The sequence below is a fragment of the Marinicrinis sediminis genome, from assembly GCF_042685085.1.
Classification (GTDB): domain Bacteria; phylum Bacillota; class Bacilli; order Paenibacillales; family KCTC-33676; genus Marinicrinis; species Marinicrinis sediminis.
This window is the reverse complement of the sequence record NZ_JBHUMM010000043.1, coordinates 646,440-663,546: the sequence shown is the minus strand read 5'-3', so window position 1 is coordinate 663,546 and position 17,107 is coordinate 646,440. Positions and strand designations below refer to the sequence as shown.

The following is a 17,107-nucleotide window of genomic DNA, read 5'->3' as shown; positions in this document are numbered from 1 at the left end:
TGCGCACGGTCTAATTATAAAGGAATGCTTGTACTATATTGACCATTTCGATAAGATAATCAATGAAAACTGGATATCTCATGCAAGGAAAGGAACATGCCGGAAAAAGGGTCGTATAACCGGAACAGGGGGAATGAAATCATGGTCTATTATGCACCTGAACGAATCAAGCAGACGAGGATGAAATTGCGGCGTCAGGCTTTGCATACCATCCTGGAGGAATTCGACAGAGAGCTTATGCAACTGTCCCACGAAAAGCGAATGAACAAATACATAAAAATGGCGGAAAACCCGTTTCGATTTTTTCGCGGCAGTGCGTATTTATTTTATTATGATGTTACCCGTACCCCTTTTATTTACCACACCCCGCCAGAATGCCCGACCTGGATTCAGGGAGACCTCCATTTCGAGAATTTCGGAGGCTTTCGGTCGGAAGCAGGCGACATGGTATATGATGTTAATGATTTTGACGAAGGTTATCTCGGTTCGTACTTATATGATATTTTGCGCATGAGTGCAAGCATTGTCCTCGTTGCAGAACTACATGGTTTTTCTGATCAGGAACAGGATGAAGCAATTACCACTTATCTAAAGGCCTATGTAAAACAAATGCAGCGCTTCGGACAACGCCTGGAAGACCCGTCTACGCTGCAATTCACTGAAGACAACACGAATGGTCCCATTCGCAAAGTGCTGCGAAAGCTCAAACAGCGGCAGCAAAACCATCTGCTTACCGGCATTACCTCCAGCGTGGAACATCATCGACAGTTTGTCCATACCGATGAATTACATCCTGTATCTCCGGAAGAACGGGTAGCTATTTTGAAGCAATGGGAACAATATGTGGAGACGATTGATCCGGAACTGCGACAAGATGAGGCTTGCTACCGTATCAAGGACATGGCCGTCAAACATGGCTCCGGCACGGCCTCCATCGGTCTCGACCGTTATTACCTTTTAATAGAAGGTGGCGAAACACTGGATGCACAGGATGACGTCATCTTGGAAATGAAAGAGGTACGTGCTCCGATCCCGGCATTCCTCCTGCCTCATAACGAATCGTTCTGGGAACAATTCCTGCACCAGGGAGCCCGCGTGATCACTACCCAAAAAGCCATGCACCATGAGGCCGATGCCTATTTGGGCTATACAAGTCTGGCGGACCGCCATTTTTACATTCGGGAGCGTTCCCCGTACAAGAAACGAGTGAAGGCCGATCGCATCAAGCATTTCAAAGGGTTCACAAAAACCTTGCACTGGATGGGCAAAATCACTGCGAAAATTCATGCACGTGCCGACGCCGATCTTGCTCACGGGCTGCTGGATTATCATAGTGAAGATGAAATTCTCAAAGCCATTGGTGATGATGTGAACAGCTTTTATCGTCGCATCTCACTCTGGTCGCGCACATATGCCAGTCAGATCCATGAAGATTACGATATTTTCTGTGACTGGTTGAACACCTTTGAGCAAGAAGAAAAACCGTCTCAAGAAGGGACAGACGCGTAACGTTTGCGATGAAACTGAAACATTTCGGCATGTGGAAGGCTGCCTTCATCCAGCAGATCCCGAACCATATTGGCCGCAATCATGCTGTAGACCGTCCCGTTGCCACCATACCCCAGACAAAAGACACTATTCGGCATATGCTTCTGATAACCGATTAACGGATACCCGTCTCTCGTCACCCCGAAGATAGAGCCCCACGAATAGGCAGACTGGACGCCCATTGAAGCGATATCCGGAAAGAGCGTGTACAGAAACTGCAGCAGCTTCTCCTGCTTGTGGATCAGCCTCGTCTCGCGCTCTTGTACAGAGGTCACCTGCTCATCCTCACCACCCACCAAAATGCGGCCATCAGCTGTTGTCCGAATATAGTGGTAGGGCCTGGCTGTTTCCCAGATGAGACATGGATTCACATAGCGATCGAGATGGGCAATCGGCTCCGTTGCCATGGCGAAGGTGCTCAGCAGCTCGGCTGGCTTATTCTTCTTGCATTGCTGGGCCGCATATCCGGTTGTAAATACCGTCCATTTTGCTGTCAGAGAGTAGCTTTCCTGCTCTTTGGCAGATTTTTTGTCCTCAATTCCTTCTTCCCCTTTGTCCTCCGTCTGGCTCGGCCTGCACGTATATCGATTATATCCTTGCTCGTTCTCATAGGAGATGATCTGTACACGCTCATAGACGCGTAGGCCATATCGTTGAACCGCCGTTCGCACCAGTGCATGGGTGAACTGGAATGGATTCACTTCCGCATCCCCTTCCGTCCAGATCGCCGCGCTTCTCGAAAAAGGAAATTGTTGGGCAATCATCTCTTCGTCCAGCCACTTCACCGGAAATCCATGCTTGAGCAGTGTTTCATATTCAGCTCTCAGTGCATGCGTATCCTGGGCGTCGCTTGCCATATAGAGGCTGTTTCGCGAGGTGAAATCTACCTGTTCCACAAGCTCGCCAGTCATTACGCCCAACTGTTCAACAGCCTGCTGACACAACCTGTAGAACGTAACGGCATTCTCTTCTCCGTAGGTGTGTATACAGGAAAGCAGGGATTTATCATTCATAAACTGAAGCAAGCCTGTATTGGCGGCCGTACTTCCTCTGCCAATTTCATTCTGCTCCACCAGCACCACTTCATGTCCGGCCTTGGACAGCACATAAGCAAGCAAGGCTCCTGTAATGCCTCCGCCTACGATGCATACCTCACATTCCATTGATTCCGACAGTACCGGATAGGTCGGCACTTGTTGCATGGATGGCCACAGCAAAGTTCCCACATTCAATTGCATCTCGATCTCCGCCTTCGCTACGCATAATCACACAGATGGCCAACGAATGACCAACGAAGTCCATCCTGCGCTATACCAGAGCCATACCCCATTTCCTGTACCTTCAAACAATCTTCAAATAAAGCTCCATGACACCATCCACACCCCTGACTGCTGCCCTTCCAGACGCCATCCAGCCAGCAAACATTCTTCATGAAATGTTAAAAGCCCATATAACCGACTTCAATCCGCTTCAAACTGCTTCAAACCCCATGCTTACAGGTCTGTTCATATTTTTTCTAGCCAGCCTTAGAATATACAGACAGCCGTGATAAATCGTCAGTGCTTCCATAAGATGCGAGTTAAAAGTAGATCAGCCAGGCGATACACCCTGCTAATACAAAACGATAATAGGCAAACCAACTGAGTTTGAGACGCTTAATCCATTTCAAAAAAGTTACGACGGCCAGCATCGCTACCATAAACGATACAGATAAACCGATCAGAAACAGCGGCAAATCGTGCAAAGTCAGAAATTCACGGCTTTTCCATACATCCAGGCTTGTGGCCGCAAGCATAATGGGAACCGACACGATAAAGGTAAACTCTGCTGCCGCCTTTTGACTCGTACCCAGCAGCATGCCACCAGAAATCGTAGAGCCAGAACGTGAAAAGCCTGGCCACAGGGCAAGACATTGAAACAATCCAATCCCAAGTGCCTGGCGATGCGTAATCTGATCCAGCTCATGTGCGTGAATGGTCCCTTGCTTCTTCTCGGCCACAATCATCAGTAATCCGCCCAATACAAGACCGATCATCACCGTGGAAGGCTGAAACAAATACGTCTTGATCCAGTCATGCAGCACAAGACCGACTATCACAGCCGGAGCCATCGCCAATCCGACATGAATGAGCGTGATCCTGCCAGTCGAGGCTACTTTCTGTCTACGAAATGGCATCCATTCAACCAACATGCGCTTAAAGGTGTCTATATACAGAATCAGAACGGCTAACACGGCTCCAAGTTGAACCACCACCTCAAACGTCTTCGCTTTCTCGCCCTCAAAAGAGAGCAAATACGCCGTTACAATCATATGCCCGGTTGAAGAAATAGGCAGGAATTCCGTCAATCCTTCCACAATACCCAATATGATCGCTTGTAACCATTCGCCCAACATCGCATCCACTTCTTTCTCTCTCATGAATAGACAAGCCCGTACCAAAACTCACCGGTTGTCCCTTTCTTTAATATGAATGTATGATACAACCAAACTGGGCATGTGTATAGATTCTTTTGGTTTATCATAATTTCATTATGTAAACAAACTGATGAAAAATCAGGCATTCGCATCGATTCGCGAATGCCTGAACCTGGTACCCTATTTTTCTCCCTACACCTTCGGATTGAGAAATTCCTTCGTCTCCTGAATGGAAACTCCCGTTGATGCCTCAAAATCATAAAGGGCTTTTGTCGTTTCCGAGAAACGATCCAGTTCATTGTATGCCGGGATACCGTGATAAGCCATATCCAGACCCTCGTCCTCTTCTTCTGCACTGGCTCTCAGTCCAACCGTCACTTTCGCGAGGTAAGCAATGGCGGCACCACCGCCAAATCCCCATACCACAATCGCGACAATGCCGACCACCTGTGCGATCAGCAGCTCGGTCTGACCAGTCGTGAACAGCCCAGCCTCCATGTCAAACAATCCGAGTGCAATCGTCCCGAATACCCCATTAAATCCATGTACAGCTACTGCACCGACCGGATCGTCTACCTGAATGGAATCGATGAAAATCGTAGCAAAGATGACGATGAGTCCGGCAATCAATCCGATCACAATCGCAGACCACTGTGAGATGAACGCACAGCCAGCTGTCACCGCGACCAGACCGGACAGCGCCCCATTCATCACCATACTCGGGTCTGTCTTGCCATATCTGAACATCGTATACAGCATGGAAGAAGTTCCGCCCGCAGCAGCTCCGAGCATCGTATTAAGCGCAATCGATGACAGCATCCCGTCCGCTGCATTCAGTGTACTTCCGGCATTAAAGCCGAACCAGCCAAACCATAAAATAAACACACCCGATGCCGCCAGCGGAATATTACTCGGGGCGAATACGTTAACACTGCCATCACGGTATCTTCCCTTCCGCGGACCCAATATCCAGGCAATCGACAGCGCGGCAGCCCCGCCAAGCGCATGGATGACCGCTGAACCTGCAAAGTCCTTCATTCCTAATTGAGCCAGCCAGCCATCCCCGTTCCATACCCAGTGACCCGAAATGGGATACAACACCATGGCAATCAGAGCCGCAATAATCACATACGCCTTGAAGTTCATGCGCTCAGCTACCGCACCGGACACGATGGAGATACACGCAACCGCGAACCCGAGCTGAAAGAGCACAAACGCAGCCGAGGGCAGATCCATGCCCAGATCAATCGACTCCGGAGATCCGAATAGAGACAGCCCAATCCATCCGCCTGCATCATCGCCAAACATGAAGCCAAACCCAATGGCCCAGAAGGCCAATGCACCGATTGTCAGATCGACAAATATTTTCATTGTAACGTTAACCGCGTTCTTTGTTCGGACGAGTCCGGCCTCCAGCAAGGCAAACCCGCCTTCCATGAATAATACCATGGCAGCCGCCAATACCACCCAGATTGTATTTAAATGGATCAATTCCATTATGCCTTCTCCTCCTCAGGTTGATGTAGTTCATCGATGGTTTCATCCGTTTCACCCGTTCGAATGTTATACGCTTCCAGAATCGTGGAAACAAAGATTTTGCCATCGCCTGCTTCACCCGTTTGTGCGGAGGCCACAATCGCCTGAATAGTCTGCTCAACTTTATAATCTGAAGTGACAATTTCCAATTTCACTTTTGGATGCAAGCTCACTTTGTAATTTTGTCCCCGATAAACCCCGCTTTTTTCCTTTTGCTGCCCTCTGCCAACCACCTGATTCACCGTAAAAGCTGTTACACCGATTGCATGCAGTGCCCGAATCGTATCATGCAGTTTTTGAGGGCGAAGAATCGCTTCGATCTTCTTCACGTCGCCCACCCTTTTCTGTTAGTATAGTTAACATCTTATGAATGAAAACAAAACACACCTCTTAAATATCACATTTTTTAGTCGATTCGTCAACGATTTTTTCTACTATGCCGATTACCTGACATATAAGGTTAGATAATTACCTATTTGAATTCAGTATGTTTTTCGATTTCGCTGGAGATATTAGCCTCAAGTGCATGTTCGATGAAAGTGAGGCCTTTCGATGTCCCTCGTCGTCTTTTTCACATTAGCCTGGTTGGCTGTATTTTATCTGTATGGCTTAAATAAGCACTGGACCGTCATCGAGAATACGTTTATTTTTCTGCTTGTACTCGTACTCCACATCAATTTTACCTGGATTGCAGGCGAAGAACTGAAATGGTTTACCGTTACTGAACATCCGATGACCTATGCAGCCTATCTCATTCAGCGAACCATTTTAATCCCGACCGTATTTGTCATTGTACTGAACTGGATAGCCAGCGCATCGAGCTGGTCTCGCAAGCTTTGGACTATCGCTGGCAGTCTGTTACTGCTCCTTGTCATTCAATGGATCTCAACTGCCTACGAACTGTTGCGTTATGAGCAGTGGAATACCGGTTACGACCTACTGTATCTGGTTCTATTGATGAGCCTTGTCATGATCTTGCATCGGGGTTATCAGACGTGGATACCGAAGGAGACGGAGGGAATCAAATGATCTTATGGCAGCAATTTGATCAGAACGAGTGGTCGATTCTCATCGGGCTCATAGCGGGATATCTCCTCATCTTCCTGCTCCCCCACCGCATTCCGGCCCGTTATGTCGTGTTAAGCCTGCTATGGGGATTTTGCGCCGTGATTCTGATCAACTTCACCATTGGCGGTGGCCTGCTGGACTACTTCGTGGTCAATGACTCAGATCGATACGAATGGTTTGACTTGATGACCTACTTCATGTTTGCGCCGTTCAGCTATTTGTTCATTTATTTTTACGATGCGTGGAACATCCAGAAGCAGACCTTCTTCCTGTATGTGCTTGGCTGGACCGTGCTATCGATGGTGACACAAATATTTTCCACCTACATGGGGATGACACATTACCAGAATGGATACAAAGAATCTTATAATGTACTGTCTTTTCTGATCATTCAAACCATAACCGGCCTCTACTATATGTATTTGAAACAGCTGGATGCGCAAGGAGCATCCCGTTCTGCCAAACAAAAAGCTTCACAGCCATAATGCGCCGTGAAGCTTTCATCTTCTACCATCCTTTTCGTTTCTGAAACTGCTCTGCAATCTTTCGAACGATCATATCGGTCTTTTCCTCTTGCTCATCATCCAGCCGTACAATTCGAATCTCTACTGGATCTTCCGGATTGGGGTCTTTAAAAACGAGCTGTTGCGGATCTTCTACCTCCACCTGATAGCCGCACGTTTTCAGAAAACCCTGTATCGCCTCTACGGTTGGAGGCTGTTCATCTGCCGTAAAGAGCAGCCCTTTGAGGTTTCGCTCTTCTCCTGTCTCATTCAAATGGTCAATGCGAAATAAAAAATTCCATTCCATTCTGTTCACAGCCCTTTCCGTTGATTATGTATAAGATAGGTCGAGTTGAACACAATTATACTGTTTAAAGCCGCCGAGTGCCATGATCATCCTCACTCCATTCTCACTTTCTCCTCATTCACTTACTTTATGTAAGATACATTACAGAAGTTTGTGAAAGGAATTGGTATGATCAATGCAGTTGCGAATCACATGCAACCCCAACTCATAGATAAAAGGAGAGAATTAATTATGAAAAAGGTAGCCATTTTCGTACATGCTGGAGAACAAGAAGGAGCCAAAGCTCTGCACAGCCTGCTCTATTCGCAGGAACTGCATGAAGCTGGCCATCAGGTGAAAGTGATTTTTGACGGAGCTGGAACAGCATGGGTACAAAAATTCGAAGATCCGGAAAACCAATTCAATCCATTATATAAACAAGTCAAAGAACTCGGCGTGATTGAAGGCGTATGTGAGTTCTGTGCGAATGCGTATGGTGTTAACGAGTCTGTATCCTCATCAGGTTTGCAGTCGATCGGAGATGTAGGCGGTCATCCCAGCATTGCCCAACTGGTTAGCGAAGACTACGAAATCATCATTCTATAAGCAAGTGAAAACCGACGCCAGTATCTAGGCGTCGGTTTTATTTATGTCGATACGTTTATGTCGATACGTTTATGTCGATACGTTTATGTCGATACGTCAATATCGGTTTCATTTATGTCGGTTCGCTTATTTAGTCATTTGTTTATTCATACTCAGCTTCAGCACATTACCTTCTCGTTCCATCTTCAGTCCTAACGCCGAACAGGACACATAGCGCTCTATGACATGCTCAAATGCGCTGGCGCCTGTCACATATTGATTCTCACAATGAATGATGGTTGCAGGCAAGTCCGGCCATTCAAATACAAGCTCATATTCTGTGATCTGAACATACTTGGTAAACACACGAACAGAAAGATAGGACTCCCCGTCGATAACGCACAAGGCATATAGGCTAAAGGGCTCATGAACGTCGAAATCATCCGATTCGATCGTAAAGGTTGGCGAATGCTGAATGATCGTATCGATCTGCGCATTCGTCAGAGGCAAACCCAGCATTCGGATGTTCATTTGCCTGACTTGATGCACAATGATAGACAAATAGTACAACACGCCAGACCCCAATGTCCCAATTAAAAGGATGAAAAACAACCTATCACTCGTTGAAAAGGCACCCACCAAGGTCAGAAGCACCAGCACCGTCATGAGAAATTTACTGCCGCCCGACATATACATGACCTCCTTCACAGATATTCCTCCATGAACTGCTTCCTGAGAATCATTTCATTTCCGACAAAAATTGATCCTGCGATCCCTTCTGCGACTGGATTCGCATATGATATGATAAAACCAGTTTCGGTGGGACAGGAGGCCGTCAGCATGCATCGATTGACCGAACAGGAAAAAGCAGGCGTCTATAAAGCGATCTCACAACGCAGGGACATTCGAAGCTTTTTGCCCGATCCGATTCCACCCGAAATCCTCGACAAACTGTTGCTTGCAGCGCATCAGGCCCCTTCTGTCGGACTGATGCAGCCCTGGAATTTCATCATCATTCAGGACCCGGCCGTCAAGGTCTCGCTGGCCCATGCAGTGGAGAAGGAAAAGAGAGCCCTGGCCATTCACTATGAAGGGACAGGACGGGAACTTACCTTTCTCGAAATGAAAATTGCCGGTATTCTCGAAGCTCCGGTGACCCTTTGTGTGACCTGTGATCCAACGCGTGGCGGGGATCATGTTCTGGGTCGTAATTCCATTCCGGAAACTGACAGCATGTCGGTCAGTTGCGCCATCCAGAATATGTGGCTGGCTGCTTATGCGGAAGGCGTAGCAATGGGCTGGGTGAGCTTTTATAAAAAAGCTGATGTTCGCACCCTGCTGCAAATCCCGTACCATATCGATCCAATGGCATTAATCTCGCTGGGCTATACCGATGATTACCCGGACAAACCCATCCTGGAGCTGAAGGACTGGGAGAAGCGAAGATCTCTTCAACAGCTTGTCTTTGACAATCAATGGGGTCAACAACAGCAGATATCACCGAAAAAATCTTAACCTTTTAACCCTGTGCTTTCTTTCGGGTATTTTTGCTCTCGACCACATAGCGATCCAATGCAGGAATTCGCTTGCCAGATTGACTGCGCTTTACGTAGTCATCAATAGATGTGTATCCTTCCTTCATAAGCACTTCCTGAAATTCCATCAGGAATTTGGTCGCACACACCTTGCATAGATAACCTTTCGTAATTAACTCCTCACAAAAATAACACGCATAGGCCAAATTTGGATACTCATGCGTCAGAATCCGCCCTTCCATCACGTATTTTCGGATGGTCTCTATGGGAACTCGGGTCGCCTGACTAACCTCTTCCACATTCGCATTCCTGTAATCACGCAAATATCTCAAGATATGAGCCATATTCAAGTCTAAGTTCTGATTGCACGACGGACACAGTTCCCGATGATTAACACGGCTAAGCTGTCCACAGTTTGAGCAATTTTCAATTTTTTCCATAGCATCACCACGCTGGCTCATCATTATGTAGGATTGGTGCCAGATGATCCTTGACTATATCTCGCCTTTCCAATCTGCTCCAACTTTTTCAAAAGACTGGCGTACAGCCGCATAGAGATTCGCGTCCAATGGTCCCTTTTGAATGTTGGCAATATGTTCACGAATATGCGACAGTTTCGAAGAACCGACGATACAAGTGTGTACACCTTCCGTAAATGCCGTGAATCGCAAGGCCAGCTCATTCCAGCTAAGCTCCCCTGGCGCCAGTCCCATTTCCTTTAAACGAAGCCAATACGTCTCACAATATTCTCCCACAGGCTGCTCTGAATAGCGCCAAGGTGCATTGGCAAGCGGTCTCTTCGCAATTACGCCGAGTCCTTGCGCAATCGTCTCAGGCAACACCTGACGGATACTTTGCTGATCTGCAATGTTAATCGAGCATTGAATGCTGGCAAAGGCTTTGCTTTGAACCGCCCAATCCAGCGCTTCATTTTCACCCGAATATGCCGCATTAATGACTTTTCCCTGCTCTGCCATTTTGAGCAGCGCTTCGATAACATCTCCCTGTTTCAGGGTCTCTACAGGACAGGAATGCAGATGTACGATATCGAGATAATCGGTTTTCATCACTTTCAGTGCGCGGTCTACCCCGGCCTCCACACAGGCTCCGGTCCAATCTTCAAACCCGTCAATCCCGTATCCTACCTTCGTAGAGAGGACATATTCATCCCGACGATGGGAGATAAATTGCCCGATTCGCTCTTCCGAAATGCCGTACCCTCTTGCTGTATCAATCAAGTTGATGCCTTCATCCAGTACCGAATGAAGCAATTGTTCTGCTGTACGATCATCCATTTGGGCAGGATCGCCGATATGACCTGCACCAAAGCCAAGTTTCGTCACATGTTTGGTCATCTTGCCAAACTGATTTTTAGGTATAGGCATTTGCTTATCTCCTTTTGATGATTGTCTAGCTTATTTTACCATAGCCCCGCGTGTATCGCACAGGATTATTTGCATGTATCAATTCCAGTGAAGATGGTTAAGATCACTGTAAGACCTTTCGTCTTCATATGTTTCCCAATCTGTTATTGAACTCCCATTTGCAGTCAGGTATAATACTTGTAAGCGTTTTCTACATTCATACGATAAGGGGTGGCCAGGATGATTTTTGAAACAAAATACAGAATGGAAGCCTTGTCCAAAGCCAAACATGAATTGCAAAATGCCCAGCAGAAACCTCTTCAATCTAACACACCCTCTCCGCATACCGAGCGTCATACCGATACAGTGGTCGCACGTACCGGATGGGTCTATATGCTGAGACAGTTATTTCTGCGACCCAAACAGCATCATTAAGCATCTTCCATACGATCCATGAACATTTGATGGCAAGCGATAAATATCCTTTACTTTCCATTCGCTCTATGAGAGAATGCGGTAAACACGTACGTAAAGGATCGTGAGCGATATGTATTCTCGAATTCTCGTCGCAACAGATGGCTCTGCCCACGCGAACCGGGCGTCTGAACACGCCTTGAACCTAGCCAGACAATTTCCGGGTGCACATGTTACTTTATTTCATGTCACACCTTCTCTTTCTCGTGGACATCTGATCAAAAGTCAGTTCGATATCAAGTCCATGCTGGAGGATGAAGCCCATCAGCACATTACGAGGACAGAGTGCAATTTCAGGGAGGCTGGCATTCCATTTCAGGTGGAAGTGGCACTCGGTGACCCTGCAGCAGAAATTATACACAAAGCTGAAACCGAAGCTTTTGATTTGCTGATCCTTGGCAGCCGCGGGTTGAACAAGTTCAAGGAATTTGTTCTCGGCAGTGTCAGCAATCAGGTCGCACATGAAGTCAAATGCCCGGTTCTGATCGTCAAATAAGCACTTATACAACCGAATTATACAACCGAAAATATATCCAAAAAAAGCGCAGTCCTGCTTCAGAGGAGCTGCGCTTTATCTATAATACGTCCTGTAATGTTTGGCATCTGGGTGTACCTTCACTTTAACATCTTAAACCGTACGCGATTATGGTTAATGACCAGAGGTCGCCGTCAGACCAATCTTGTCTACAAGAAGCTGGCTCTCTTCATTCAGTCCCGTAATCGTGACCTTCTTGTTAAACTGCTGATACTTCAAGATGACTTTGCCGATGCCCATCACAGCCGACTGGTCCCAAATGTGAGATTGACTGAAATCAATCGTGATCTGGTCTGGGTCCTCCTGAAACTGGAACAGGTCTACAAAATGATTCATTGTACCGAAAAACATCTGTCCTGAAATGACATACGTTTTACTTCCGTCCTGTTCGGTACGAACCGCGGAACGGATTTTTGCCATTTTCCAGGCAAAGATCATGGCACTAAGTACCACCCCTGCCAGCACACCCTTGGATAAATCGTGTGTGGCCACCACGATCGAGACGGTTACCACCATCACGAGTGAATCTGCCGCCGGAATGGAACGAATTCGGGTCAAGGAAGACCAGTCAAAGGTTCCGATCGACACCATGAACATCACACCGACCAGAGCGGCCATCGGAATTTCTTTTACGATCGGACTGCCCACCATAATCAGGAACAAGAGAAACAGACCTGCTACCATCGTAGACAGTCTGGTTCTGCCGCCAGATTTGACGTTAATCACAGATTGCCCAATCATGGCACAACCCGCCATACCACCGAAAAATCCGGTAATGAAATTTGCAAAACCTTGTCCGCGCACTTCGCGGTTTTTATCACTCTTCGTATCGGTCATATCATCTACAATCGTCGCTGTCAGCAAGGATTCCAGAATGCCGACTACTGCCAGAGACAAGGAATAAGGTAAGATAATCCATAGTGTTTCCAGCGACAGAGGAATAGATGGTAAATGGAACAGCGGCAATGTGCTCGTCAAGTTCCCCATATCCCCTACCGTGCTGACTCCCCATCCGAGCATGATCGTCGCGATGCTAATCACGATAATCGCCGCCAGGGCAGAAGGCACAGCTTTCGTAAATCGTGGAAGCACATAAATAATAAGCAAAGTGACCGCGACCAGGAGATACATCTGCCAGCCTTGTCCACTAAAATGAGGCAACTGGGCCATAAAAATGAGGATGGCCAGTGCATTCACAAAACCCGTCATCACTGAATGCGGGACAAAAGAAATGAGTCGGCCTACTTTTAAGATACCAAATAAAAATTGAATGATACCTGTTAAAATCGTTGCCGCATACAGATACTCGATGCCATGATCACTGACCAGTGTCACCATGAGCAATGCCATTGCACCCGTAGCAGCAGAGATCATGCCCGGTCTCCCACCGACTAAGGCAATAATAACCGCAATACAAAAAGACGCATGAAGACCGACCATCGGGTCCACACCGGCAATAATTGAAAACGCGATGGCCTCTGGAATAAGCGCCAGCGCGACCGTGATGCCGGACAGCACGTCTGCACGAGTGTTCGAGAACCACGATTGTTTAAATGTAGTTGTTGTTGACAAACTTGTTCCCCCTTGTTGGATGAATGTTTATTTCTAATTACCTTAACTTTACATGCGATTGTCCTCTTGCAGAACAATCAGAGCCGTTTCACACAATTTCTAATTATACAGAAGCCTGTTCAAAAAAACGAGCAGAAACACAGACAAATAAAGCGGTTAAAACCAGCCATTTCTTTCATATGCGTATGAATACTTCAATTTTCGCACTTCTCCCCTATCTCATTCCATTTTTCTCACCTATCTCATTCCATTTCTCTTCCCTTACTATATTTAGATCCATATTTTTTCATTTCGCTTTCAAAAATAATCAGAATGATCCTCAAGTCAATGAGGAAATTCATAGTCAGTATGAAAAATGGACTGATTTACAGAGGTTTTGGTTGAATTTTGTCGAATATACGGTAATAAGTGCAACAAACTCTCACAAAATACATGAATAAGGTGGTCATGCCATGCGTTTAAAGGACAAGATTTATCTACAGCGGAATATTGTGATAACCTGGATTCTATCGTTTGCCACATTCCTTTTTTGGATTCTCTTTATTTTTTTTGAAAAAGATACAGGAACACTGATCGTGAACATCGGATTAACATTGCTCGTCGCTGGAATGTTCTATGTGAATCATAAAAAGAAGTTCATCCATTATTTTCAATACGTGGTCCTGTTGTTAGCGATCATCATGCAAGCAAATGGACTTACACAGAACATGGAAAGTACATACTTAATTACGAATATGTCGTTTGCGATCCTGCTCATGCTTTATCCCAATTACAAGATTATTTTGATTGATGCCATCGCCGTCTTAATTTTGGTGAATATTGGTTTAGTGAATGGCATGGATTTCACGGAACTCCCCCGAACCGGAGATTTTGTATTAACCAACATGCTCGTCATCGCGGACTACGGCGTTCTCATTACGATCAATGTTCTGTTTGAGCGATTATTCGGACAAATACAACGAAGAACGGAAGAGGTCGAGGCATCCAAGCAGCAGATGGATGATGTGTTTCAAAATATTAAAGATGCCGTTGTCAGACTTAATCAATTCAGCTCTAACCTGCAAGTCAACACTCAGCAGACCGGTCGAATTACAAGTGAAGTGACCAAGAGCTTTGCTGAAGTTGCAAAAGGGGTTGAAGCGCAAGCTGTGAGTATAGGAGAAATGAACGAGTCCATGCACGTATCCGATCAAAGTATTTTAACCGTTGCTCAAAATGCAGAGCAAATGAAAAAAAGGATCGAGGAAACAGCGGCTTATACAGTTCAAGGCGGCAATCAAGTGAAAGATATGACAGAAAAAATATTACACGTAGATCATATTATGACAGAGCTTGATGCGACCATGCAGGCCTTTCACAAACAAAGTTCACAAATTTCCACCATTGTGAAAGCGATTACAGACATATCGAATCAAACGAATTTGTTGTCCTTAAATGCAGCAATTGAAGCAGCTCGCGCGGGAGAACATGGACGGGGATTTGCTGTGGTCGCGCAAGAAGTTAGAAAGCTGTCCGATAATTCCATGACTTCGACTGGCGAGATATCTTCGATTTTGAATGATATTCACCAAAATATTGAATTATTGACCACACAAGTGCAAAGAGGGATGGCTGCCAATAACCATAGTAAGTCGTCCGCCATTGAAACGGAACATATTTTCAACCAAATAGAGAGCAATGCAGAGATGGTGATGGAGCAAGCTACAGAAGTGGTAGAAAAGACATCTTCACTTCGTAGCGCCTCGTCCGATATCGTAAATGAAATCGTCACGATCTCAAGTTTAACGGAGCAATCAAGTGCTTCTGTTCAAGAAATTTTAGCAAATGTGGAAGAGCAGGACACGAAAGTTCATGACATTGTGAAAAGCATGGAAAACCTGGAGCAGCTCATTGATCACTTGACGAAGCTAACTGCGAAGAGCTAATGATATTGAACTTTCCATTTCATTGATATGGACTAAACTTTTAGCCCCCGTTGTGTTCTCGCAACGGGGGCCTCTTTTGCACACGACTTCGTCTGGCTTTGTCCGGCTTCGCATGACTTCGCGCGGTTTAGCACAGTTTCGCGTGAGCTCATTACTATTCCACTTCACTCCGTTCACAACCTTCACGTACTCCGATTACGTGACCAGATCTACGCCGAGCACAGTCAGGACAGCAATGATGATCCCATAGCCGACGATGCTGATGGCAGAGAAAATCAGCAGGGTCGATCTGGACATGCCCACCGCCTTGCCTAGCACAGCCACGGCCCATGATCCGATCAGTGGGGTAAATAACATAATCGCAATGGCGCCGCGCTTTTCCACCTGCGGCTGGTATTTGTGATTGGCCATTTTGTTCAGCCACTTCCCGATCCGGGGAAAGCGACATAGAAAATCATAGAAATAAGCGATTAACGGAATGGGTGTAAAATTTCCGATACACGACCATACCACAGCCGACACCGGGTCCAATCCCATCACCATCGTGCTCGGAATGGCCAGATAAATTTCAAACATTGGAAAGAAGCCGATAAACCAGGCCGTACCCATCAACGTGATATATTCGAGCATGTCTTTCTCCTTTTCATGGATGCCTTGGGATCAATGAAGGTCTAGTGAAATGTACGGATTTCTGTGATGTCTATGTCATCAGAAGCTTAAAGAGGTCTGGATCTAACCAGTGATGTCCTTGCATCTCCAGGCATCAGATTAGGGATGTCCGGGAAGGTGATGGATTACATAGGAAAAGGCAGGTCTCAAAACCCTGCCCCCTTCTTCTCGTCTGTTACGCATTACATCATCCAGGACGAAGCTTGCATCATCCATTACGAGGTTTGCATCGCTTCATTTAGCAACCATACCTTTTGCCTGCCTGTCTTGATCAGGCCCTCTTGCGCAAGCTCCTTCATCAGTACACTGACCGATTCCCTGGTCGCGCCAATCATATTGGCAATTTCCTGATGGGACAACGGTACATCAATCCGATGATAATCTTCTTCCTGTATCCCGAATTGACTGGCAAGCTTGTGGAACAGATACAGTGTCCGATCTCGCAAGTCACCCAGTGCGAGCTTTTCCAGCAATTCTTCCCGTTCCTGCAATCGGTCGCTGAGTTCCTTCAGCATACGTATGGCAAGTTGGGGTCGTTTAAGCAAAAATTGCTCAAAATCATCCTGGAGAACGGAACAAATCAGCGTTTCATCCATCGTTTCCACATAGAGATCACTGGTTCCAAAGGAAAAGCTGTTCATCTTGCCAAATACATTGCCCGGTCCAAGTATACTCGCCGTAAATTGTTTGCCATCTTCATGCAGGCGATAACAGCGCACCTTGCCTTTTTTAATGAAGAAAAGACCAGATTCACCTTCTTCAGGAGATTGAAGAACCGTCCCTTTTTTTATGTCCTTGAAATGAGTCATCGGTGCCATCCGATCGATTTCTTCCAGATCGGCATCCGACAGCACTTCAAAAATATCGATTTTAGATAAGTACCATAATTTATTCATGAATGGCGTTCCTCCACATTTCGGTATGGGCATGCTGTCATACCCATAGAAGTATTGTACCATGCCAAAAACCTGCCTGCCAATGATCAGAGCTTATTCCACCTGCTCTTTCCATCGCATTGGAAGGAAACGTCATCCTGCGGAACGCCATTCTGTATTTACATGTCAATTGTCAGTGTTGATTCATTAAGAATG

General features: G+C 46.3%; 19 protein-coding genes. 8 read left to right on the top strand and 11 right to left on the bottom strand.

All coding sequences use genetic code 11. From position 1 onward, the window contains the following. Nucleotides 1-141: 141 nt before the first annotated feature. Nucleotides 142-1,509 carry a DUF2252 domain-containing protein gene (locus ACFSUC_RS16780; protein WP_379930792.1) on the top strand — a complete coding sequence of 456 codons (1,368 nt, stop codon included), beginning with the start codon at nucleotides 142-144 and terminating at the stop codon, nucleotides 1,507-1,509. Here ACFSUC_RS16780 and ACFSUC_RS16775 read toward each other — a convergent pair. The 4 genes from ACFSUC_RS16775 to ACFSUC_RS16760 all read right to left on the bottom strand — a co-directional run bounded on the left by ACFSUC_RS16775 (nucleotide 1,488) and on the right by ACFSUC_RS16760 (nucleotide 5,829). Then, on the bottom strand, nucleotides 1,488-2,786 hold the full coding sequence (locus tag ACFSUC_RS16775) for an NAD(P)/FAD-dependent oxidoreductase (protein ID WP_379930791.1): 1,299 nt from the start codon (nucleotides 2,784-2,786) through the stop codon (nucleotides 1,488-1,490). The two genes, ACFSUC_RS16780 and ACFSUC_RS16775, sit on opposite strands and share 22 nt — an antisense overlap. 341 nt (nucleotides 2,787-3,127) lie before the next feature. Next, nucleotides 3,128-3,967 (bottom strand): undecaprenyl-diphosphate phosphatase, encoded by an 840-nt coding sequence (locus ACFSUC_RS16770; RefSeq protein WP_379930790.1) that lies wholly within the window; start codon nucleotides 3,965-3,967, stop codon nucleotides 3,128-3,130. A 189-nt stretch (nucleotides 3,968-4,156) separates the two neighbouring features. Beyond that, nucleotides 4,157-5,461, bottom strand: coding sequence for an ammonium transporter (locus ACFSUC_RS16765; protein ID WP_379930789.1), 1,305 nt, complete (start codon nucleotides 5,459-5,461; stop codon nucleotides 4,157-4,159). Further along, nucleotides 5,461-5,829 carry a P-II family nitrogen regulator gene (locus ACFSUC_RS16760; RefSeq protein WP_379930788.1) on the bottom strand — a complete coding sequence of 123 codons (369 nt, stop codon included), beginning with the start codon at nucleotides 5,827-5,829 and terminating at the stop codon, nucleotides 5,461-5,463. The genes ACFSUC_RS16765 and ACFSUC_RS16760 overlap by 1 nt, the downstream gene beginning before the upstream one ends. A 223-nt stretch (nucleotides 5,830-6,052) precedes the next feature. On the opposite strand from ACFSUC_RS16760, the gene ACFSUC_RS16755 reads away from it, so the two are divergent. Together ACFSUC_RS16755 and ACFSUC_RS16750 are read left to right on the top strand one after the other, a co-directional pair. Beyond that, nucleotides 6,053-6,529 carry a hypothetical protein gene (locus ACFSUC_RS16755; RefSeq protein ID WP_379930787.1) on the top strand — a complete coding sequence of 159 codons (477 nt, stop codon included), beginning with the start codon at nucleotides 6,053-6,055 and terminating at the stop codon, nucleotides 6,527-6,529. Then, entirely contained in the window at nucleotides 6,526-7,053 is a 528-nt protein-coding gene (locus tag ACFSUC_RS16750; protein ID WP_379930786.1) for a hypothetical protein, read from the top strand. Before ACFSUC_RS16755 ends, ACFSUC_RS16750 begins: the two co-directional genes overlap by 4 nt. 22 nt (nucleotides 7,054-7,075) lie before the next feature. On the opposite strand, the gene ACFSUC_RS16745 is transcribed toward ACFSUC_RS16750, so the two are convergent. Beyond that, nucleotides 7,076-7,378: a hypothetical protein gene (locus ACFSUC_RS16745; protein WP_379930784.1), complete on the bottom strand. Its 303-nt coding sequence runs from the start codon at nucleotides 7,376-7,378 to the stop codon at nucleotides 7,076-7,078. 231 nt (nucleotides 7,379-7,609) lie between these two features. On the opposite strand from ACFSUC_RS16745, the gene ACFSUC_RS16740 reads away from it, so the two are divergent. Next, a complete protein-coding gene (locus tag ACFSUC_RS16740) occupies nucleotides 7,610-7,963 on the top strand; it encodes a DsrE family protein (RefSeq protein ID WP_379930782.1) in 354 nt (117 codons plus the stop codon). 126 nt (nucleotides 7,964-8,089) lie between these two features. Here the strand turns inward: ACFSUC_RS16740 and ACFSUC_RS16735 are convergent, their stop codons facing one another. Continuing rightward, nucleotides 8,090-8,650: a hypothetical protein gene (locus ACFSUC_RS16735; protein WP_379930781.1), complete on the bottom strand. Its 561-nt coding sequence runs from the start codon at nucleotides 8,648-8,650 to the stop codon at nucleotides 8,090-8,092. Between the two features lie 132 nt (nucleotides 8,651-8,782). Between ACFSUC_RS16735 and bluB the strand changes: the two genes are divergently transcribed. Then, nucleotides 8,783-9,457, top strand: a complete 675-nt coding sequence (gene bluB, locus ACFSUC_RS16730) for a 5,6-dimethylbenzimidazole synthase (RefSeq protein WP_379930780.1) — start codon at nucleotides 8,783-8,785, stop codon at nucleotides 9,455-9,457. Between the two features lie 4 nt (nucleotides 9,458-9,461). On the opposite strand, the gene ACFSUC_RS16725 is transcribed toward bluB, so the two are convergent. Both ACFSUC_RS16725 and ACFSUC_RS16720 read right to left on the bottom strand, forming a co-directional pair. Beyond that, nucleotides 9,462-9,776 carry a hypothetical protein gene (locus ACFSUC_RS16725; RefSeq protein ID WP_379930779.1) on the bottom strand — a complete coding sequence of 105 codons (315 nt, stop codon included), beginning with the start codon at nucleotides 9,774-9,776 and terminating at the stop codon, nucleotides 9,462-9,464. A gap of 195 nt (nucleotides 9,777-9,971) precedes the next feature. Further along, nucleotides 9,972-10,862: an aldo/keto reductase gene (locus tag ACFSUC_RS16720; RefSeq protein WP_379930778.1), complete on the bottom strand. Its 891-nt coding sequence runs from the start codon at nucleotides 10,860-10,862 to the stop codon at nucleotides 9,972-9,974. A gap of 219 nt (nucleotides 10,863-11,081) precedes the next feature. Between ACFSUC_RS16720 and ACFSUC_RS16715 the strand changes: the two genes are divergently transcribed. Together ACFSUC_RS16715 and ACFSUC_RS16710 are read left to right on the top strand one after the other, a co-directional pair. Then, nucleotides 11,082-11,276, top strand: coding sequence for a hypothetical protein (locus ACFSUC_RS16715; protein ID WP_379930777.1), 195 nt, complete (start codon nucleotides 11,082-11,084; stop codon nucleotides 11,274-11,276). Between the two features lie 112 nt (nucleotides 11,277-11,388). Further along, nucleotides 11,389-11,811, top strand: a complete 423-nt coding sequence (locus ACFSUC_RS16710; protein ID WP_379930776.1) for a universal stress protein — start codon at nucleotides 11,389-11,391, stop codon at nucleotides 11,809-11,811. 153 nt (nucleotides 11,812-11,964) lie between these two features. Here the strand turns inward: ACFSUC_RS16710 and ACFSUC_RS16705 are convergent, their stop codons facing one another. Next, nucleotides 11,965-13,422, bottom strand: coding sequence for a SulP family inorganic anion transporter (locus ACFSUC_RS16705; protein ID WP_379930775.1), 1,458 nt, complete (start codon nucleotides 13,420-13,422; stop codon nucleotides 11,965-11,967). A gap of 575 nt (nucleotides 13,423-13,997) precedes the next feature. Here ACFSUC_RS16705 and ACFSUC_RS16700 point away from each other — a divergent pair. Continuing rightward, nucleotides 13,998-15,347 (top strand): methyl-accepting chemotaxis protein, encoded by a 1,350-nt coding sequence (locus tag ACFSUC_RS16700; RefSeq protein WP_379930774.1) that lies wholly within the window; start codon nucleotides 13,998-14,000, stop codon nucleotides 15,345-15,347. A 195-nt stretch (nucleotides 15,348-15,542) separates the two neighbouring features. Here the strand turns inward: ACFSUC_RS16700 and ACFSUC_RS16695 are convergent, their stop codons facing one another. After that, nucleotides 15,543-15,977: a small multi-drug export protein gene (locus ACFSUC_RS16695; RefSeq protein ID WP_379930773.1), complete on the bottom strand. Its 435-nt coding sequence runs from the start codon at nucleotides 15,975-15,977 to the stop codon at nucleotides 15,543-15,545. 254 nt (nucleotides 15,978-16,231) lie between these two features. After that, nucleotides 16,232-16,912, bottom strand: a complete 681-nt coding sequence (locus ACFSUC_RS16690; protein ID WP_379930772.1) for a Crp/Fnr family transcriptional regulator — start codon at nucleotides 16,910-16,912, stop codon at nucleotides 16,232-16,234. Nucleotides 16,913-17,107: the final 195 nt, after the last annotated feature.